Genomic DNA, 20814 nt, shown 5'->3' with positions numbered 1-20814 from the left:
CAACAGAATTTTTGTATACAGCTACAGCCAATGGAACAACACAAAGACTTCTGCATCAGTATACACATACCTTCTGAACTTGGAAAGCTTAGGACAAAGTCATTCCATTCCCCTCCCGTACAGGAACATTCATAAAACATTTCCTATCCACATGATGATGGGCCATGGCCATTGCAGCCAGACATGCTATGACATGGCTTATAAGAACCGCAAGCCAAATGCCATGCAGGCCGAATCCAAAATAAGAAAACAAATAAGCAAGCGGAATACGTATAAGAAGATAGTATAGGACCATAAGAAGCATACTGAGAGATGGATATCCCATTCCATTGAGCAACCCAAGCAAACAATTGGTTACCATATTGCAGACATACCCTGCACCGATAATCAGAAAATATCCTTTCACAATAATTGCAGCATCACCAGCTTTGACAAACAGACCAGATAGATACCCGGAGGACACAACTACGAGAAAAGAAAGCATAAGCACGATAAGGGAACTGTTCCATGTTGCCGCTTTAAGATATTCCTTGACCCGGTCATATCTCAGACCTCCCACACATTGTCCGACTATGATTGTCAAAACCATATTCAGGGCCATTGCAGGATAAAGAAGGATAATCTCTATTCTACCCGCAATTCCATACCCTACAAGAGCAGTAATACCATAGGAGCCCACCAAGGATGTCAGGAACATTGTACTGACTGCAGGTATACACTGTTGGATAATTGAAGGGACTGCCTTTTGCATCAATGGAAGAAGAACATTCCGAGACACTTTACTCAAATCAATCCGAAACAGTTTTTTCTTATGGAGATAAAGGATGATAGTCACCAGACAGATACTCTGAGAAACAAGTGTCGCCAGTGCAGCCCCCTTAAACCCAAGATTTCTGATACACAGTGGATCAAGTATCGCATTGAGTACTGTTGCCATCAACATGGACATAGCTTGGAACAGGCTGTTACCGAAACTACGCAGTACTGCGGCAAAATAAAGATAAAGGGACATTACTGGATAGCCAAGTAAATAAATAGACAGATAATCCAGTACCAAGCCATAAGTTTCAGATGGTACTCCAGAAAGTCTTGCAATTGCAGGCAACAGGCCTTCACAACCAATTGTTACCATCACTGCAAAGATAAGTGTCCCTAGCAAGGAACTTGCGATAAGAGTATCACCCCTGTTATGGTCTGCGGACCCAATGGCCTGTGAAATCAAGATAGCCATGCCATTTGTCGCTCCCATTGCAACAGAAAGCAAAATAAGGATAACAGGAAGAGAACCGGTAAAGGCTGCATAGGCTGTCTTACCCAACAGATTCCCGATCCAAAGACTGTCAACAAGGTTATAGGCCATGTTGAGAAACATTGCCAGCAACATCGGAGCAGTTATGGCAAACAAGCTTTTTTTCGTGTTTCTGGTGATAAAATCAATTTTGGTTTCCATAGTATGCCTCTCTAATAATGAATGAATTTCATTCATTAATGAATTAAAAAAATTTCACTATTGTATTGTTTAAAACTTCAATACAGTCAATAAAAAAGACTTGATACGCGATTCTTTTTCACTCACGGACAAATTATGGTCAAGCAATATACCAAGTTGTCCATATATGCAGAAAGAAACAGCCGTATCCAAATCATCAATATGTATTTCACCACGTTGCCGGGCTTGTTCAGCCCAATCTCTCACATGGGGAATCATTTTCCTGCAGACACTGAGACTGAGCAGTTCATGAAAACTTACATTTTCTATCTGATGAAATACGACATAATAGTCAGGATTCTGGGTTTCTTCAAAGATTGTCATTTCTTCAATTCTTTCCTTCAAGGACATATCAGCTTTTTGCCGGGAAAGGTTCCAATCAACCAACAGTTGGGCATACCGATCTATGGAACTATTGAAAAGTGCTTCCTTTGAAGGAAAATATCGATAACATAGGCCTTGTGCAACTCCCATTTTCTTGGCAATATCCGACATTGATGTCTTCTCATACCCTTTTTCATGGAACAGTCGCATTGCTGTGTCAAGTATTTCTTGCTTTCGGTCTTCAGGATCTTTCGTTATCCTCATTCTTCTTTTCCTTCTTTCAAAGGTTAGCATATTCTAAGAAAAATGTCAATGAATGAAATTCATTCAATATTAATTCATAATAAAATGGTCAGACATATCATTCAATCTGACCATTTTCTTGGTATCCCGCCAATCAATTTTTCAAACTATGCAGCGGTGCTGGAATCTTTCCACCTCGGTTGATCATCACACTGCAGGAGGATTTCTTCACAGGCATGACCGGCCCGGAACCAAGCAACCCACCGAATTCCACTTCTTTACCCGCAGGTACTCCTATGGCAGGAATGACACGTACTGCAGTCGTCTTATGGTTGACCATACCGATTGCAGCCTCATCAGCAATGATACCTGAAATGGTAGTAGCAGTTACATCACCCGGTATGATGACCATGTCAATGCCTACAGAACAGACTGCAGTCATAGCTTCAAGTTTTTCGATAGTCAAGTTGCCGCTTCTGGCGGCATCAATCATACCGGCATCTTCAGAGACAGGAATGAAAGCACCGGACAATCCTCCGACTGAACTCGACGCCATGACACCGCCTTTCTTGACTGCGTCATTGAGCATAGCCAGACAGGCCGTAGTTCCCGGCCCCCCGCATTGTTCCAATCCGATTTCTTCCAGGATATGGGCAACGGAATCACCGACTGCAGGAGTCGGCGCAAGAGACAAATCGACGATACCGAACGGTACATCAAGCATCTGTGAAGCGATATTGCCTACCAACTGCCCTACTCTTGTAATCTTGAAAGCTACTTTCTTGATAATTTCGGCTACCTGGTTCATTTCAAGGCTCTTGTCAGCCCGTGCCAAAGCAGCACGAACGACTCCAGGACCAGAAACCCCGACATGGATTTCACAGTCGGGTTCTCCGATGCCATGGTATGCACCGGCCATGAAAGGATTGTCATCAACCGAATTACAGAACACCACCAGCTTGGCAGCACCGATACAGCTCTGCTCCTTGGTCGCTTCTGCTGTTTTCAGGACTGTCTCCCCCATCATCTTGACGGCATCCATGTTGATACCAGCCCGTGAGGAACCGATATTGACACTGGAACAAATATGTTCTGTCTGCACCAATGCGCGGGGAATTGATTCAATCAAGGCAAGGTCTCCGCTTGCAAAGCCTTTCTGGCAAAGGACCGAATATCCACCTATGAAATCAACATGAAGTTCCCGTGCAAGCTTCTCAAGAACCAAGGCATACTTGACAGGATCACCTCCTGATGCAGAAACCAACAAGGAGATAGGTGTTACGGAAATCCTTTTGTTGATGATCGGAATTCCATATTCCTTCTGGATCTGCCCGGCAACCTGGACGAGATTCTTTGCCTTACCCAGCACCTTGTCATAGATTTTTTGGCAGGATCTGTCAATGTCGGCATCAGCACAGTCCAAAAGGGAAATTCCCATGGTAATGGTCCTGATGTCCAGGTGATCTTCCTCAATCATCTTTATTGTTTCAACGATATCATTGGGCTCAATCATCACCTTCCTCCATCAGACAGTGTGCATGGACTTGAAGATATCCTCATGCATGGCATGAATCTTCAAATCATTTTCATTACCAAAATTCTGGATGTAATCGACAAACTGGAGAAAATTTCCGGTATCCATCTCTACCAGCATGATCATAGTGAAAAACCCTTGCAGAACTGTCTGGGAAACATCAACGATGTTTGCCTGATACTGCCTGCAGATCCCTGACACTTCAGCCAATATGCCTACGCGGTCTTTTCCGACGACCGATAGTATAGCACGCATATGACAACCTCCATACGTATTGATCACACCGGCCTGTCCGGTGTCTGTAGAAGCATAACCCATTCCAGATATTAAGGCTACCGTCAGAGATTGATCTCTAGGTTTCTTCATGGACAAAATCAGACATTTTGTTTGTTCATATAACATATTTTTGCTTTTGCTATAAGGAAAGAACATAATTTTCTTGCGAAACCGACAGTACCCGAGTACACTGGAAAAAGGGAAGACATATAGGAGAACCTGTCGACAGATGATAAAGAGCAAAAAAGAATGGTTCCTGTTCTTGTTCCTTTCTGTGTCTTCCCTCAGCATTATTTTCTTTACAGGACATATTGAACAAAAAAGCCAAATCAACGATATCAGGAACCAGATGACAGCTTCATTGGAAATGGAATCATCCATGATGATGCAGGAAAATACCAATGTGCTGTCAGATCTGTTACTTCTCAAAAGCTTTACCATGGATATGTTACAGAACGAAAATGGAATAGATTGCCCTTCCAGTGACATCTGTAAGCAACTTACAGAAATCTATACCAAAGTAATGATGTACAGGGACCTATATGACCAAATCCGGTTCATCAATGCCGATGGCATGGAAAAAGTACGGGTCAAAGATGAAAAAGGACATCCATATGTTGTCCCTCAGGAACAGTTGGAAGATAAATCGGCCCGTTACTATTTTCATAAAGCCATCGGGTTACCTGACAACGGCATCTATATCTCTCCGCTTGACCTTAACATTGAACAAGGTCAGATTGAACTGAAAAATGGCAAGCAAAATCCCTTGCTCAGAGTTGCTACGCCGATATTCTACAACAACAAGCTCGTAGGCCTGATCATTATCAACTATAGGGCTGAAAACATCCTTACACCGACTTCAGCCATAAGCATGGATACCAATATCAAAGAAGAAGTGCTTAATGCAGATCTTTCATATCTACAGGCAATAGACCCTTCAAGGGAATTTGGATTCATGTATGGGAACAGCATTCGTTTTTCCGATTATCACGATTTTGATCCTCGGACTGTACCACAGAAAGACAAGACTTTCATCCAAGAACATGAAGGAAAGCTCTATGGTATACACATCTTCTCTCCTAGTGGCTTACTTCACAGATTGGAAGGCATCACACAGCATACATATTTCCTGAAAGATGAAATGAGAGACCTGGTCCTTATAAACGTATATGATTACCGTTCCAGTTCATGGTTTATCCTGCTTAGATTCAAGGAAATCCTCATTTCGGTTCTATCAATCTTCGTATGCTACATTTTTGTACTTTACCTTTCCCGACGAGCCATGATACGACAAAAAGAAAGGAAAGATCTCCAATATCGGGCCCGTTATGATTTCTTGACAGGATTGATCAACCGCAAGACCATGATCGAACAGCTCTCAGGACTCAAGCAATCAAAGACTGCTTTTTCGATACTTTTCCTTGACCTGGACAATTTCAAGCAAGTGAATGACCAATTAGGCCACGAAGCAGGAGACCAGATACTGAAGGAAACAGCAAGCAGACTGAAAAACGCCTTACCTAAGAATGGAACAGTTTCCCGGTTCGGAGGTGATGAGTTCCTCTTGGAAATAAGGGAAACAGACAAGGCCATGCTCACGGAAATCGCCTTGCGCTTAATTTCATATATAAACCAATCCTACTATTACAATTCAACCATCATCCATATCGGCGCATCAATCGGCATCGACAGCAATACGGCCATTCACATACTAGGAAGAATCAAAAACGCTGATGAAGCCATGTACACTATCAAGCGTGCGCAAAAAAACAGTTTTGCATTTTCTGGCATCAAGCCTCTTTGAAAGCTCACAATCACCATATTTTCACCACATGCACATGCTACATTCGACTTAGCCTCGGATGAGGATATATAACATTAAAAAATACTGCAGCAATAGCTTGCTGCTGCAGGAAAAGGGAAAAAATGAAAAAGTCAACTGCATTGCTACTACTTGATGCACTGCTCTCTGTCCTGTTCTTTCTGATGTTTTATAAGTTTGCGGTGACGTTGAAATTCCATGAGGTCTTTGGCCTGGCCTTACTTGGATTGATGGTCGTACACATTGCTATCCACCCACGATATGTTGAAAACTTATTCAAAAAGGCATTTTCTTCAGGAATCAACAAGAAAACCAGGATCGGCTATATAGTCAACATCCTGCTCGGAATCTGCGTGATCGTCATGCTTATCAGCAGCCTGATGATCAGTAAAATCATCTTCTCCTTCCATGGTGCAGGTTATTGGGAGACAATCCACCTGACAACTGCTGCAATAATGCTGGTCCTTGTCGGGATTCATCTGGGACTTCATTTCAACATGATTGCACGTAGGCTCCATTTACCCAAGATCCTGGCTACTCTATTGATAAGCACCATCCTGGCATTCGGCGTCTACAGTCTGGTATCTTCCCGATTCCTTTCATTCCTTGCTGCTCCTTTCAGAAACGGAACAGAAGAATTCCGAGGAGAAGGACAAGGCAGAGGCTCAGGAAGGAACCACAGTGAAGGTACTCTTACCAGTCCTTTGGAGGTAATCCAATGGGATGATACGATCATGACCTTCCTTACCTATGGTTCGATTACCTATGTCTTTGCTTTCGCTGCAGCAAAAGTGGCAGACGGCATCTCAAAGCGAAAGAAGAAACTTCAGGGCCCTTCAGTGCAGTAATCCAGGTCATCAAAGCAAAAGGACCGGCTCCAAACACATCATCAGTCAGATGAGCCGGTTACTGGCCTGATCTTTTGAAATATGACATCGGCAACCAGTACCAGACAAAGGATAAGTGCAATAGGTGCTACCATATTCTTTCCCATGTTCCTGACGCATACACCGAACAAGGCCCAAGCAACTGTAAGAGCATACCAAGGCAAGGACCATCCGTGCAGTACCAGCAGTGCACATGCTGTGGCTATTGCCAGCAAAAACACGGTCAATGCGATGGAAGGGACAACTCCAATGGCATAAAGGAATACGCAGAAGTTGACTAATGTTGCTGCCGTAAGCCACCCGAAATATACAGAGAAAGTAAAACGGAACAACTTCCCTAAATCAGTCGTTTCAGCAACCATACGCCGGGCAATTCTGTATAAAAAAAACAACAGAAGCAGGATGACAAAGAAAGAAATCTGGACAGGAAGCAAATGCCAACAGATAATCCATAGGCTGTTGGCAATACAGCTGGCAAGGAAATCACCACCAAGGACAACAGTAGCTTCTTTTCTTCCCAACGCCTGCAAACAAACAACAACCAGTGCAACATAGATGACCGACCAGATTGCAAAGGTATACGGCGCAGGTGTAATGAACAGGTCAATCGCTCCAGATACCTCCCCTGTTGTCCGGCCTCCCAACGGTAGGATATTGGCAAGAGCATTGATACCGATGGTAATAATCAAAGCCACAAAATTAACAATTGCGTGTTTTTTGTATGAACTCATTGGTGCCTCCTGATACCTTCTGTACACAGAACCTGTTCATTACAGCCTCTGTTACAGCAACAGAATTGAAAGAAAAACAGAATATTGTTTATCTCTTTCCGCCTGCCTTACAACAAGTTTTTTCTTGCATATAACATCTATACATACAATTATATTATACACTGATATGTAATGATTTGAAAAGAAAAATCTACTCATTTTATATCGGTATTTCGATTCTCCTCAATCAGGATAAGTCAAAGACCGGTTCCTCATATAAAGCATTCCATGCTATATGGGTTGAAAACCGTTTTGCTTAGCTGATAGAATACCGACAGGATTTTAGATATGAAAAAATTATTTACATCGGTAACTATTTTCTTGTGCCTGACAACAGGATTACGGGCCATGAATTTACAACGGTTATATAAAGGTTCCGATTTAGCCTATAAAGAAACAATGGCTCTCTGCACTCTTTCTGGCTGCAGCGGGCCATCCTCTGCAACTCCTGTGACAGCGGCCCAGCTTGTTACTGCACTTGAGCACATCAATCCTGATACTTTGTCGGCATATGAGAAAGATATCTATGAAAAGCTACAGAAAGAACTTCATCAGGCAAATAGTACCGACCTACATCTCAGCTTAGCTTATGGTGTCAATACAGTCTTCCCAAAAGCCATCAGATGGTATGAATCAGTGTATCCTCAGAAAGACAGACCGTCGCTCCTCGACGGTTCCTTCAATGCAGATATGGGAGATAACCTGGTACTGAATGGAAACTTTGTAGTCAAGGCTCCGATTCAAGACTCCACGGATAAGAAAAAACTGATCGATGCCAATTGGACTTTCTTATTCTCCGGTGAGGAGCAGCAGGAACTCTATACCCCTTATCAAGCCGGTATCTCACTAGGAAACAACAACGTCAATTTCCAACTGGGTAGGAATCATCTGAGCGAAGGAGACGGCATTACAGGGAACCTTGCCCTTTCAGACAATTTTACCCATAGGGACTACGCAAAGCTGACCTGTCTCAATGACCGCATGCTCTACAATCTGACGGTCATCCAATACAATGTACAGACAGGTTCTCTCAACTTCAATGCCTATGCAAACGATGGAAAGAAACAATACTATGTAAGCCACAGGTTGGAAACAAATGTCTTGGATAACCTGCAGATAATACTCGGACAGTCTTCCATGGTCTATGCAGACACGCTTGCACTGATGGAACTGGAACCGATGATCTATCCTCACAACTTTTATAACTTCAGCGAAAAAGAATACCTCGATGAAGAGATAGACTCGGCACACTCTGATGAGGCAAACAATCTGGTGTCAGGAGCAATACGTTATACGTTTGCCCCCAGATATTCCCTCTATGCACAGTTACTGTTGGATCAGGTACAGCTTCCGTGGGAAAGCACAGATAGGTTTCCCAATGCCAGTGGCCTGCTGTGCAATGTCAAACATGTCGAACAACAAGATGGAGCCCTTGTCACTACAGGAATCGAAATGGTCTATACCATGCCTTATCTATACTTGAACAGAAAATATAACACGGCTGATGATGATTCTGAAAGCAACCTGAATTACAACTACGATTTCATCGTCGGCTACAGAGGTACGGATGGTGATGAAATAGGTTACAATGGTTACCCGTATGGACCTGATTGTTTCGTCCTGGCCTTCTCGAAGGACATGCTTCAGGAAAAACGCGAAATACACTCTTCCCTTACCTATATTCTCAAAGGCCCGCTAGGCATTAAATACAATAACGCCATCACGGACTATATCCCGACTGACTTTTCCAAATCTTTCCTATTGGTCGGTCCTCTCAGCCATGAACTGATCTACAATACGACTACACAAATCGCAATCAGCAAGCAGTTTAATATCAATGGTGGAGTTGCCATTGTCGGTACTTGCAATAAAGATTTTGACAACAGCAATTCCCTTGATACAAATATCCAGGGATATCTGGTTGCAAAGCTGACCATACCGGACTGATCTACAGTCCGGTCATTTCATAAGCCTCAGTGCCCCAGTTTCTCGCCGACCAAGATGACGCAGATACGGTCCTTGACCGGCTGTTGGGCAAAAACCGTTGAAAAGCTACACAGGGAAGTCTGGCAGGACCCCGCAGGTACAGCCATAAGGTTATCGGGTTCACAGCCAGGACTTATGCAAGTACCGCTGGAAAAGCAAAAGGTTTCCCAACCATGCAATGCGGCATGGGCAGGACAGGCTATCTGTTTTACCCGTCGCACGGCAAAGGCCAGGTCAGGTACAATTTTGTTCATCCCCGCAACGACAATGACTTTCTTAGGTCCATACATCATTGCCGCAATCCGATTGCCAAGCGCATCGACCTGATATAATTCCCCATGTTCCGTAATGGCATCTGCACTGCAAAGATATGCATCCGCACCAAAGGCCTTGTGGTTGATCAATTCCTTGTCTTGCTCAGAAATCCCTGGAACGGTTTTGTCCATATAGGTATAAGATTTGCTTTTCCTGAGATTTTCTGCAAGGCCACATTCCTGTATGGAAAGAGAATTGCCAGAACATACGGTACTGCCTTTGGGAACGAGTCGTGCAAAGGCAGAAAGTACCTCTTCTTTTTTTTCAACAAAGACAACCTGGAAGTTGTTCTTTTTCAGGTTTTCGGTCGTCTTTGCCAATCTCAATTGATCTATTCTATTTAAAATGTCTGCCATATTTACCTCTATCATATCAAGACAAGAAATGTATGGCTTGAACTTTCTTGCTCTCCATACGAAATCATTGTCTTACACCACCACAGGGTGCATTGATATTCTGACATCAGAAGCAATCTTTTGTCCATAGACCGATCTTTTGATCCAACAACAGCAAAGAGACCTGCCTACTAAGTAGAATACTGCTTTTCTTGCATCCTATTGACGAAAAACCTGTTTTTCAGATAATACTTACCATAAGTAATTATCTAAGGTAATAATAAAAATATGAACGTGGAATCAATAAAAAAATTTCTGACAGCATGCCAGCAGGCAAAAAGGATTACTGAAATCCTGCCGGGGCTTCCCGATGGTCTGAGTCCAAGCCACATCAGGGTCATCGATACTATCCACTGCCTCAGCGAGAAAGGGCAACCGGTAAAAATCAGTGATATCAGCAAGGAACTGAAAGTAACAGCACCAAGCATCACCAGACTGATCAATGAATTGGAAGCAAAGCATGTCCTGACAAAAAACCAGGAACAGGTAGACAAAAGGGTAACTTCCCTTACCCTGACCACTTCTGGCCAGACTTACTATCAGATCTATGTAAAAGAATACCATGCACAACTGGCTTTGCTGTTCTCTTCAATCAGCGAACAGGCTATACAGACTACTGCAGCAACGATATTTCAAGCCTATGAAATCATGAAAGGACAAGAAACGAAGCTCCACACATCCTGACTTCTTGTTTTACTGAACTGATTATCGTGAGGAGTATATATGGATAGTCCATATGAAAGAAGAATAGATACGAGACTCGTCTTGTCGATTGTTGCGACAGGTCTGCTTTCCTTCATGGGGGTCGTCATTGAAACAGCAATGAATGTTACCTTCCCTACATTGATGAAAGAATTCGACATAACAACCGCAACAGTACAATGGGTTACTACTGCTTATCTGCTGATGTTGGCAAATGTTATTCCTGCATCTTCATTTCTGAAGAAGCGTTTCAAGACAAGAAATCTCTTCATAGCAGCAATGCTGCTGTTCATAATAGGAACGGTAATAGATGCCATTGCGCCTACATTTGCACTACTTGTCGCAGGACGGCTTATCCAAGGAATCGGCACAGGCATTGCCTTGCCTTTGATGTTCAACATCGTATTGGAACAGGCCCCCTTGGATAAAATGGGCATGATGATGGGAATTGCTACCCTGATCTGTGCAATGGCACCTGCCATAGGCCCATCAGTAGGTGGTATGATCATCAACACGTTTGGTTGGAGAATGATATTTGCCATCCTGCTACCTTTTCAGATACTTGCATTTTTCCTTGGTTTCTTTTCCATACGTTCTGCAGCAACCGAGAAAACATCATTCGACTGGTTCGGTTATCTATGCCTAGTCATAGGATTTACTAGTTTCATCTACGCAATTGACCAGATTGAAACTGCAGGTCTGTCCAGCATACAGGTAATAGGCCCTTTTGGGACAAGTATCATCGGATTTATCCTTTTCAGAAAACATTCTAAGGAAACCAAGAGGCCGATAGTACATCTCCATATATTCCATAATCATATATTCACCCTCAGTGTACTTGTAATTGTCTTCGGCCAGTTCATCTGCCTGGCCCTAGGTTTCCTCATTCCGAACTACGCACAGATTGTCCTGGGCGAAAATCCTTTTACAGCAGGTTGCCTTCTGCTTCCCGGCTGCATGCTCGGTGCCATATTGGCGCCTTTCAGTGGAAAGATCCTGGATAGGATGGGAGCAAAAAAACCGATCATCATCGGTAATCTGGCAATGGTCATGGCAACATTATGCTACAGTATTTTCGCATGGGAACTCACGACAGATCTCTTTATCATATTCTATGTATGTTTTACATTCGGACAAGGCTTTCTCATGGGCAATACGATGACAAATGGCTTAAGGCAGATATCGGATACATTACAAGCTGACGGCAATGCCATCATAAACACCTTGCAGCAACTTGCAGGTGCGGTAGGGACTGCCATAACGGCAGCAATTGTCGCTGCTGCCCAACAAGGAAGTACGAGCAATCTCATAGTTACCACGGCAAAAGGAAGTGCAGAAGCCTTTTATCTGCTCTTTATCCTTGCCTGCACAGGGTTGTTATGTTCTTCTGCCATCTTTTCAAAAGCAAAGAAGTCCCATGACACTCCTATAAAAAACACCGCAAGAACCTAAGCAAGGAACTTCGGAAAAAATTTTTCAAGAGTATCAGGCATAGAAGAAAGCAGCTAGTAGTTGCTTCTTTGTTTTCTCCATAGCTTGACAAAAGCAAATAGAACTGGAAAGATTCAAATCATGATATATGTTCCAGTTTAGTAATCCGAAAATAAAAACAAACTGACATCGAGCTTTCTTCGTCAGGAAGAAAGTCATTTCTATTTATTTTCGGACACTATCTATGAACAACAGGAACATATACCTGCTCTACCTGATTTCCCTGCTTCAGGGAATGGTATTCTATGGCCCCATAGCCACCTTGTACCGACAGGCAGCAGGACTTTCAATGCTACAGATCATGTTGATCGAAAGCTGTTTTATGGCATCAAGCCTCACCTTCGAACTTCCATGGGGAATCGTAGCAGACGAAATCGGTTATAAGAACAGCATGGTCATCTGTACTTTGCTGTTCTTCATCACAAAGATTATCTTTTACTATGCACACGATTTCTGGTTTTTTCTACTTGAAAGGATTCTCCTCGGGTTTGTATTTGCAGGACTTTCAGGGCTGGATACGACATTGCTCTATCTTTCATGCAAACAGGAAAAAGCCCAGAAAACTTTCGGCACATATGATGCTTTTTCTACGGCAGGACAGCTTTTCGCTTCAATTGTCTTTGCACTTTTCATCAAAGATGATTTTGCAAAAGCCGCATCATGGACCATTTTCCCATATGGGTTGGCTACCATACTTTCAGTAGGCATCAAAGAACCCAAACATACCGACAAGTGCAAAAGCCACATTGCCACCAAGAAAATTCCCATGCCTTCTCCAAAACTGCTTTTGCTCCTTCTGGCAGTTGCCTTATTTGATGTCGTCCATCAGAATCTTACCGTATTCTTCAGTCAGCTGCAGTATCTGCGCTGCAACGCTACCATGACACAGATAGGTATCTGCCATGCACTGGTTACACTTTCAGGAATGCTTGGCATCTGTTCCTACAGGCTGACAGCAAGATTCGGAAAACGACGGACATCATCCATTTTGCTTGGCCTTGCAGGATTTGCAGCAGTCATACAGATATTGACGGTCAACCTGTTGCTTTCTGTAATTGCCGTCGTCCTGCTACGAGTCAGCTATAGTCTCTTCATGCCACTACAGACAGATCTCCAACATAAGGAGGTCAGAAGTTCTGAACGAACCACTGCACTTTCTGTGAATGCATTTTTCATGGATGCAATAGACATACCCCTCAACCTGCTCTATGGGAAACTGGGTGACCTATCATTGATATCGGCATTGTGCTGCGGTGCCATCAGCAGTTTCAGTGCCGTTGCATTCCTACAATTTTATTTCAGTAAAAGTAAGAAACAGTAAAAGACAGCAGGTTGTCGGTTGCCGACATGTAACAGAATCGTTTATCATCCACCTTCAACAGAATGCAACACCTAAACAAATGTAACTTCAATCCGCAGAAAGGCATGGCAAGACAAGCAGCATATATCAAGAATGTATATATGAATGTCGGAACTAAGCAAAAATGGAGATTTACGCAGCTTGCAAATTAATGTTACCGTATGGAAAACCTGTTCCAGAGAAGCTTCTGCATTCTCTGGAACAATTTTGGCCGATGCAGGAAAAACTGCAGAGACTTTTGCAAATGGCATTGAAAAATAAGAATGCGGATGGGCATATGTGCCCATGACAGGAGGCAGCATGTCCAGATTCGTCATTACTATCAACCGCCAGTTCGGTAGTCTTGGCCGCCAGATTGCACAGCAGATGTCTGAAGCTCTCGGCATCGAATACTATGACAGGGATATCATCGACGAGGTGTCACGTAGGCTGAATCTACCGGTATCAGTGATCAGCAAAGAAGAGGAAGCGGCACATGAAGCGTATCTTTCCATCATGCGTTTTCCGCTTGGTACTGATACGACAGACAGGCAAGACCAGATCTTTGAAGCACAGAAACGGCTTATACTTGACTTCTGTGACAAAGCCAGCTGCATAATAGTGGGCCGTTGCTCAGACTATATACTGAAAGATTATGAACAGAGGCTAAGTATCTTCATTTATGCCCCCATGGAAGCTCGAATGAAAAACTGCACACAAACCCTCTATATGGAAGAGGCCGAAGCAAAGAAAATGATCAATTCGGTAGACAAGGCCAGGGATGCCTATCATCTGCACTATGCAAGGTATCTCCCTTCGGATTACCACCATATGCAACTGATGGTCGACAGCAGTGTACTTGGGGTAGAAGGTACAGCAGTCAACCTGACTCAGTTTGCCAAGGACTATTTCCACTTGGAAGGTGCAAATTAGCCAGTTTCCATAAAGCAAAAAACAAAGGAAAAAGACGTTTCCTAGCAGGAATGTCTTTTTTTTTCAGCTTTATATCGATATATGGGCAGTAATATAAGGACATCTAGGACCTCAGCCAGACAAATACCTTAACATATTTGACCTATTATTTACATTTTTGATATAAGATATTAAATTTTTGTGAATATTTCAGAAAATACTTGCGAAAAGTTTCTGAAACAATTTACCATAGAAGCCAAGGAGTCCGTATGGTCACGATGAAAGAGATTGCTGAAAAGGCAGGAGTATCACTGTCAACAGTTTCAAGAGTACTGAACAACGATGCTACCATACGGGTAAGGATGGACATCAGGAACAATGTCCTCAAAGCTGCTGATGAACTGGGTTACAGGCTTCAGAAAACAAAGAAAGCAGATGGTATGGCCACGTATATCATTGCCATTGCCGATTCCCGTCTGGTACCTATGGGAAGCTACCATCCTGATTATGATTTTCTCTACGATCTGGTAGGAGAAATGAAACTGGGCTCCCGCATTGTCTTCAGAAGGATCGGCAAAGATTTCGACGGAATGGTCGATGCAGTGATTGCTTTCGGTCCCATGAGCAAGGAAGAAGAAACAAAACTGTCAAAGATTGCTCCCGTAATCCTCTATATTGACCACAATACCCATTCCTATGCCTATGACACCATCATTGTTGACTATGGCAACGGCATGAACGATGTATTCAACTATCTTGGCCATTGTAAAAAAATCGGTTATATCGGTGGCATAGGAACCGACGGCAACAGGACCATAGGGCAACAGCGAATCGATAATTTCAAACAGGTACTTCAGTCTCATGGGAAATTGGATGAATCTGCATTTCTTGTGGCAGATATAAGCCGGGACAGCGGTTGGCAACTGGCAGAAAAGGCAATCAAGGAAAACAGATTGTGCAATGGCTATCTCATAGGACAAGAAGCAGTAGCCTCCGGCGTCATCGGAGCCCTGAAGCAATATGGAAAGTTTGATGAAGTTTCTCTGGTCGTGTACAGAGACATACCCTATCTGAAGGAAAGTGCCTACCCGAAGGTACTTAATTTGTTTTCACAGACAGTGTGGAAATCCGCCATCCACATGATCATGGAAAAAATCAGCGGAGAAAGGATTGAATCGTTGGTGGTGTATGCCCCACCGCGTTTGGAAAGCTAGAAATGACAGCCATGTGGCTGACATTCATCTCATTTCAATATTTTCTGGAGGAAAATCATGAAAAAGGCTCTGACATTCCTATTGGCCAGCCTGCTTGCGGCGACATCAGTGTTCGCACAGGGACAGGCTGAAACAACCTCTGCTGCTTCAAGCAAGCACATTGACACACTGAAGGTATACTTCGTACCCTCAAGGGAACCCGATGAAATCATTACACAGACGGCTCCCCTCGCAGGTCTTCTCAAAGAGACCCTAGCCGGTGAAGGATATACCGTAGACAAGGTAGACATCGCCGTCGGCACTTCCTATGAAGCGGTCGGTGTCGCCCTTACTGCAGGTACCATCGATATCGGTTTCATTCCGGCAAGTACCTACATCCAGTACTCCAAGATGGGGGCTGACGTCATCCTGACCGCAACTCGTGCAGGTCTTTCAAATGACAGTGAGAACCCAATCGATTGGAACAACAACAAACCTACCGTAGGAGATCCTAACAGCCAAGTCGGCTACTACAGGGCCTTGATTATCGCAGGCCCCTCCGCAAAAGGCAAGGAATTGGCAAAGAAGGTCAATGCTGGACAGAAGCTGACATGGGATGACCTCAACAGTGCAAAATGGGCTATCATGAGTGCAACTTCTTCAGCAGGATATGTCTATCCTACCATGTGGTTACAGAAATACTATGATGGAAAGACCGTCCTTGATCTCAATACGGCTGTCCAATGCGATTCCTATGGTTCAGGTTTCGCACGGTTGGCTTCCGAACAGGTAGACATCATCTGTGCCTATGCCGACGCACGCAGGGACTATGATAAGAAATGGGATACCACCCTTGGCAGGACAAAATCTATCTGGGACGAAACCGATGTCATCGGAGTGACTGACAAAATCATGAATGATACTATCTCCGTCAGTGACAACAGCCCGATCATGACTCCTGACTTCAAGGCAGCCCTGCAGGATGCATTCATCAAGATTGCCCAGACCGATGCCGGTAAGAAGGTCATAGCCATTTACTCCCACCAGGGATATGTAAAGGCAAAGGATTCCGATTACGACAATACCCGCAAGGCAAATGCACTGATGAAGAGCATGTCAAAATAGCCTGAAAGGCATAACATTCCTGCAGCCACGAAAAACGTGGCTGCAGCCCTGAGGAGATAAAATTGATCAGATTCGACCATGTAACAAAAGTGTACCCCAACGGTGTAGTAGGGCTGAAAGATGTCAACCTTGAAATTGAACAAGGTGAATTCATCGGCATAATAGGCCTCAGCGGTGCAGGCAAATCTACCTTGATCCGAGCAATCAACAAAATGCATGACATCTCCGAGGGCTCGCTTACTGTCGACGGTCTTGACGTACATACTCTGAAAGGCAAGAAACTGAGACAATATCGGACAAGAATCGGTATGGTCTTCCAGTCATTCAATCTTGTCACGAGGACTACGGTCATCAAGAACGTCCTCACTTCTTTTGTCCCAAGACTCAAAGGCTGGAGAAAAATTACCGGAACTTTCTCTAAAAGCATGGAAATGGATGCTTTGGAAGCATTGGACAAAGTCGGTATCCTTGACAAGGCCTATACTCGGGTAGACCAACTGTCTGGTGGTCAACAACAGAGAGTGGCATTGGCAAGGACACTTGCCCAGGATCCTAAGATTATCCTTGCAGATGAACCGGTAGCAGCATTGGATCCCGTCACTGCCAATGCCGTCATGAGTGATTTTGCAAGAATCAACAAGGATTTAGGTATTACCGTCCTGATCAACATTCACCATGTGGACCTTGCCTTGCAGTATGTACATAGAATCATAGGGATAAAGGCAGGAGAAATCGTCTTCGACGGGCCCTCAAAAGAAATCAATGATGAAATATTGAAATCAATCTATGGTGATGAAGTTTCGCAAAAGGAGGAAGCATAGATGGCGATGCCTAAACATGCAAGGCAAATGATCCTATCGAATGGAAATTCTGTGGCAAAGCCCCGTAGCAATGCGCTGCTCATTGCCCTTGTCATCATTGCATTTTCCTATGTATCCGTCAAAGTGACAGGTTTTTCCTTTGCCGTACTGGCAAAGCGAGGACACCAGTTCTGGTATCTGTTGGCTCAGATGTTTCCTTTCAACACCAAATATTTACCCAACATCTGGACACCTCTGTTCGATACCATCAAGATGAGTCTTCTCGGCTGTTCCATAGGAGCTGTATTGGCCATCCCGTTTGCAATGCTGGCAAGCAATAACCTTGTTTCATCCAAAATTGTCATTTCAGCAGTCAGGGTAATGTTTTCAATCCTCAGGACACTTCCGACCCTTGTTACGGCTTTGATTGCTACTTATATCTGGGGACTAGGAACCCTTGCGGGCACAATCGCAATCTTTGTATTTTCTTTTTCTTACCTAGGCAAACTGCTATATGAAGAAATAGAGACCGTAGACATGGGACCGTATGAGGCAATGCAATCCATGGGATTGTCATGGGGAGCTTGTTTTCGTTATGCAATACTGCCGCAGATTCTTCCCTTCTATATTTCTAACAGCCTGTACTGTTTCGAAGGTAATGTCAGGTATGCGGCAATCCTCGGCTATGTAGGAGCCGGAGGACTCGGGCTGATTCTCAGTGAAAAGATCAGTTACATGGAATGGGACAAAGTCGGCATGATCCTTCTCATGCTGTTTTTCACCGTGGCTATCATTGAGTCAACCAGCCACTACATCAGAAGCAAGATAACCTAGGAGGACCGGTACATGACAATAGCTGAAACCTATGACGCAAAGCCTAGGAGCTTGGTCAGACAATTACTGTATATCTGTATTGCGGTTGTCCTGCTTGCCTGGTCAGCATCTGCAACAAGCAGTGCAGGTACCGGCAGCAACGGAGGCAAGGTAGCTCTCAATATTCTCAAGGGTATCATCAATCCTGAAAGAAGCATCTTGTTCAATTTTACCAAGACAGGAGTACCTTACCTGCTCTTTGAAACAGTCTGCATAGCATTCTTGGGCACGGTAGTAGGAGCCGTCATCTCCATACCGTTTGCATTCCTCGGAGCAGTCAACATCGTTCCCAAACCGGTCGCCTTTCTGGTCAGGGTACTTGTAATGGCAATCAGGACCATACCCTCATTCGTCTATGGACTTATGTTCATCATGGTAACCGGCCCTGGCCCGTTTGCTGGTTTACTGACCATGAGCTTCTGCTCAATAGGAATGGTATCAAAGATGTATATCGAAACCATTGAGGATGTAAGTCCTGGCATTATCGAAGCCTTGGATGCAAGCGGATGCAATACATTCGACAAGATCCGTTTCGGTATCTTCCCACAGCTGTTTCCTTCATTTGCATCGACTTTCATCTACAGGTTCGACATGAATCTACGAGATGCTACAGTGCTGGGTCTGGTAGGCGCAGGAGGCATCGGTGCTCCCTTGCTGTTTGCCATGAGCAGTTACAGATGGTCGGAAGTCGGTTCCATTCTCATTGGTCTGATCGTGTTGGTACTTGCCGTTGAATACTTCAGTACCTATCTCAGGAAGAAACTTGCCAGAGGATAGCAATGGAAGGACGGATTTACTATACGACAGATGTGCATTGCTATCTGTTTGACACCGATTACATCGAAAATGGCCACAAGGATATGGGGCTGCTCTCCATCATCAATGAAGTCCACAAGGATGAAAACAGCCTTTTCATTGACCTTGGTGATAACCTGCAGGGGTCACCTATGGCTATTTATGCAGGCAAACATGGATTATATCCTCAGATTACGACCCTGAAAGCTGGAAAATATGACTATCTTGTACCAGGTAACCATGATTTCAACTTCGGAGTCCCTGTGCTGGCTTCCTATCTGCGGCAAACCGGTATCCCTGTACTTCTTGCCAACATTGAAGATAGTGAAAACCGTATACAGGCAAAACGCTATGTAATACATACCCTACCCTCCGGTCTCAGAATCGGTCTGGCAGGCATAACGACCGACTATGTGCAAGTCTGGGAATCAGATACGAACAAAAAAGGACTGGTCTTCCATGACGCCTTTCAGACAGCAAAAGAACTGCTTGCAGACCTTGATGGGCAATGTGATGTAAAAGTATTGCTTTACCATGGTGGGTTTGAAGCTGACCTTGAAAGCGGAGCCATACTTTCACAATCAAAGGAAAATGTAGGATACAGGATTGCCAAGGAACTTTCCTACGACCTGTTGCTTACAGGACATCAGCACATGGATATTCCGTTCAGAGATCTTTTTGGAACAAAAGTCATGCAACTTCCGGCTTCCGCAACTAAATATGGTGTAATTACTTTTGAAAAAAACACATCAGGACTCACTATAGAAGGAAAGTCTGTAGTTCCGCATGCTCCGCTGCATCCTGCCTGCAAGGTAAGGTTACAGCAGGTAGAAGATGCCACACAGAAGTGGCTATCCGAACCGGTATGTACATTGGAAGAATCCAGTTGTCCTACCAGCAAGATTGAAAGTGCAACAAAAGGTTCAAGGTTCGCTGATCTGATCAACCATATCCAGTTGGAATATTCAAAAGCAGATATTTCCTGTACCTCCCTCGGCAACAGACTTGAACATCTGGAAGGTCAGATTTCCATCAGGCAGGTCATTGCAGCTTATCCTTTTCCCAATACATTGAAGAAGGTTGAAATAGGAGAGCCTGAACTGAAGCAGGTCCTTGAAAGATGCGCACAGTACTTTGACCTCAAGGATGGCATCCCCATAGTCAGCCAAAGTTTTCTCACCCCGAAAGTCGAGCATTACAACTATGACTTCTTCCTGGGACTTGACTACACCATCGATATCCATAAGCCAATCGGCAACAGGGTTTCAGATATCAGATTCCACGGTGAACCTCTGCAAGGGAAAAAGCTGACACTCTGCCTCAATGACTATAGGGCAAGCGGAACAGGCGGCTATGGTGTCTATAGGAGCTGCAAGGTAATCCAGACTTTCAAGGATGACCTGCAGGAGCTGGTCATTACCTATCTGATGGCACACCCTACCCTTGCCTCATGGGAAAAAAGCGGACTCAAGGTCATCTGGTAATACAATGTCCTGTCTTACAGGACATTGTTATCGCGATAATTTAGGTATAGTCGTACATC

At 44.0% G+C, this 20814-nt stretch carries 20 protein-coding genes; 13 read left to right on the top strand and 7 right to left on the bottom strand.

What is annotated here, in order from left to right; all coding sequences use genetic code 11:
- Nucleotides 1-88 precede the first annotated feature (88 nt).
- The 4 genes from LKE40_13515 to LKE40_13500 form a co-directional block, all read right to left on the bottom strand.
- On the bottom strand, nucleotides 89-1450 hold the full coding sequence (locus LKE40_13515) for an MATE family efflux transporter (GenBank protein ID MCH3918449.1): 1362 nt from the start codon (nucleotides 1448-1450) through the stop codon (nucleotides 89-91).
- A gap of 69 nt (nucleotides 1451-1519) precedes the next feature.
- On the bottom strand, nucleotides 1520-2077 hold the full coding sequence (locus LKE40_13510; GenBank protein ID MCH3918448.1) for a TetR/AcrR family transcriptional regulator: 558 nt from the start codon (nucleotides 2075-2077) through the stop codon (nucleotides 1520-1522).
- Nucleotides 2078-2210: 133 nt separating this feature from the next.
- Nucleotides 2211-3569: a PFL family protein gene (locus tag LKE40_13505; protein MCH3918447.1), complete on the bottom strand. Its 1359-nt coding sequence runs from the start codon at nucleotides 3567-3569 to the stop codon at nucleotides 2211-2213.
- Nucleotides 3570-3581: 12 nt separating this feature from the next.
- Nucleotides 3582-3845, bottom strand: a complete 264-nt coding sequence (locus LKE40_13500) for an ACT domain-containing protein (protein ID MCH3918446.1) — start codon at nucleotides 3843-3845, stop codon at nucleotides 3582-3584.
- Nucleotides 3846-4095: 250 nt separating this feature from the next.
- On the opposite strand from LKE40_13500, the gene LKE40_13495 reads away from it, so the two are divergent.
- Nucleotides 4096-5670 (top strand): GGDEF domain-containing protein, encoded by a 1575-nt coding sequence (locus LKE40_13495; GenBank protein ID MCH3918445.1) that lies wholly within the window; start codon nucleotides 4096-4098, stop codon nucleotides 5668-5670.
- A gap of 122 nt (nucleotides 5671-5792) precedes the next feature.
- Nucleotides 5793-6536: a DUF4405 domain-containing protein gene (locus tag LKE40_13490; protein MCH3918444.1), complete on the top strand. Its 744-nt coding sequence runs from the start codon at nucleotides 5793-5795 to the stop codon at nucleotides 6534-6536.
- A 41-nt stretch (nucleotides 6537-6577) separates the two neighbouring features.
- On the opposite strand, the gene LKE40_13485 is transcribed toward LKE40_13490, so the two are convergent.
- Nucleotides 6578-7306 carry a hypothetical protein gene (locus tag LKE40_13485; protein ID MCH3918443.1) on the bottom strand — a complete coding sequence of 243 codons (729 nt, stop codon included), beginning with the start codon at nucleotides 7304-7306 and terminating at the stop codon, nucleotides 6578-6580.
- Between the two features lie 327 nt (nucleotides 7307-7633).
- Here LKE40_13485 and LKE40_13480 point away from each other — a divergent pair, with 327 nt between their 5' ends.
- On the top strand, nucleotides 7634-9292 hold the full coding sequence (locus LKE40_13480; protein ID MCH3918442.1) for a hypothetical protein: 1659 nt from the start codon (nucleotides 7634-7636) through the stop codon (nucleotides 9290-9292).
- A 26-nt stretch (nucleotides 9293-9318) separates the two neighbouring features.
- On the opposite strand, the gene LKE40_13475 is transcribed toward LKE40_13480, so the two are convergent.
- Nucleotides 9319-9966 (bottom strand): lactate utilization protein, encoded by a 648-nt coding sequence (locus LKE40_13475; protein ID MCH3918441.1) that lies wholly within the window; start codon nucleotides 9964-9966, stop codon nucleotides 9319-9321.
- 303 nt (nucleotides 9967-10269) lie between these two features.
- Between LKE40_13475 and LKE40_13470 the strand changes: the two genes are divergently transcribed.
- The 3 genes from LKE40_13470 (at nucleotide 10270) to LKE40_13460 (ending at nucleotide 13555) form a co-directional block, all read left to right on the top strand.
- Nucleotides 10270-10725: a MarR family transcriptional regulator gene (locus LKE40_13470; GenBank protein ID MCH3918440.1), complete on the top strand. Its 456-nt coding sequence runs from the start codon at nucleotides 10270-10272 to the stop codon at nucleotides 10723-10725.
- A 39-nt stretch (nucleotides 10726-10764) separates the two neighbouring features.
- A complete protein-coding gene (locus LKE40_13465; GenBank protein MCH3918439.1) occupies nucleotides 10765-12195 on the top strand; it encodes a DHA2 family efflux MFS transporter permease subunit in 1431 nt (476 codons plus the stop codon).
- A gap of 223 nt (nucleotides 12196-12418) precedes the next feature.
- The gene (locus LKE40_13460) at nucleotides 12419-13555 is read left to right on the top strand and encodes an MFS transporter (protein ID MCH3918438.1); all 1137 of its coding nucleotides are present in this window, start codon (nucleotides 12419-12421) and stop codon (nucleotides 13553-13555) included.
- 71 nt (nucleotides 13556-13626) lie between these two features.
- On the opposite strand, the gene LKE40_13455 is transcribed toward LKE40_13460, so the two are convergent.
- Nucleotides 13627-13911, bottom strand: a complete 285-nt coding sequence (locus LKE40_13455) for a hypothetical protein (GenBank protein ID MCH3918437.1) — start codon at nucleotides 13909-13911, stop codon at nucleotides 13627-13629.
- Between LKE40_13455 and LKE40_13450 the strand changes: the two genes are divergently transcribed.
- The 7 genes from LKE40_13450 to LKE40_13420 all read left to right on the top strand — a co-directional run bounded on the left by LKE40_13450 (nucleotide 13895) and on the right by LKE40_13420 (nucleotide 20755).
- Nucleotides 13895-14506 carry a cytidylate kinase-like family protein gene (locus LKE40_13450; GenBank protein MCH3918436.1) on the top strand — a complete coding sequence of 204 codons (612 nt, stop codon included), beginning with the start codon at nucleotides 13895-13897 and terminating at the stop codon, nucleotides 14504-14506. The two genes, LKE40_13455 and LKE40_13450, sit on opposite strands and share 17 nt — an antisense overlap.
- 248 nt (nucleotides 14507-14754) lie before the next feature.
- Nucleotides 14755-15699, top strand: coding sequence for a LacI family transcriptional regulator (locus LKE40_13445; protein MCH3918435.1), 945 nt, complete (start codon nucleotides 14755-14757; stop codon nucleotides 15697-15699).
- Nucleotides 15700-15756: 57 nt separating this feature from the next.
- A complete protein-coding gene (locus LKE40_13440) occupies nucleotides 15757-16803 on the top strand; it encodes a PhnD/SsuA/transferrin family substrate-binding protein (GenBank protein MCH3918434.1) in 1047 nt (348 codons plus the stop codon).
- Between the two features lie 62 nt (nucleotides 16804-16865).
- Nucleotides 16866-17624 (top strand): phosphonate ABC transporter ATP-binding protein, encoded by a 759-nt coding sequence (gene phnC / locus LKE40_13435; GenBank protein ID MCH3918433.1) that lies wholly within the window; start codon nucleotides 16866-16868, stop codon nucleotides 17622-17624.
- Nucleotides 17625-18437, top strand: coding sequence for a phosphonate ABC transporter, permease protein PhnE (gene phnE, locus LKE40_13430; protein ID MCH3918432.1), 813 nt, complete (start codon nucleotides 17625-17627; stop codon nucleotides 18435-18437).
- 12 nt (nucleotides 18438-18449) lie between these two features.
- The gene (gene phnE, locus LKE40_13425; GenBank protein ID MCH3918431.1) at nucleotides 18450-19253 is read left to right on the top strand and encodes a phosphonate ABC transporter, permease protein PhnE; all 804 of its coding nucleotides are present in this window, start codon (nucleotides 18450-18452) and stop codon (nucleotides 19251-19253) included.
- A 2-nt stretch (nucleotides 19254-19255) separates the two neighbouring features.
- Nucleotides 19256-20755 carry a bifunctional metallophosphatase/5'-nucleotidase gene (locus LKE40_13420; protein ID MCH3918430.1) on the top strand — a complete coding sequence of 500 codons (1500 nt, stop codon included), beginning with the start codon at nucleotides 19256-19258 and terminating at the stop codon, nucleotides 20753-20755.
- Nucleotides 20756-20814: the final 59 nt, after the last annotated feature.

This window comes from Spirochaetia bacterium, from assembly GCA_022482625.1.
GTDB lineage: Bacteria > Spirochaetota > Spirochaetia > Sphaerochaetales > Sphaerochaetaceae > Pleomorphochaeta.
The sequence above is the reverse complement of the archived record's forward strand: the minus strand, read 5'-3'. Positions and strand labels throughout refer to the sequence as shown.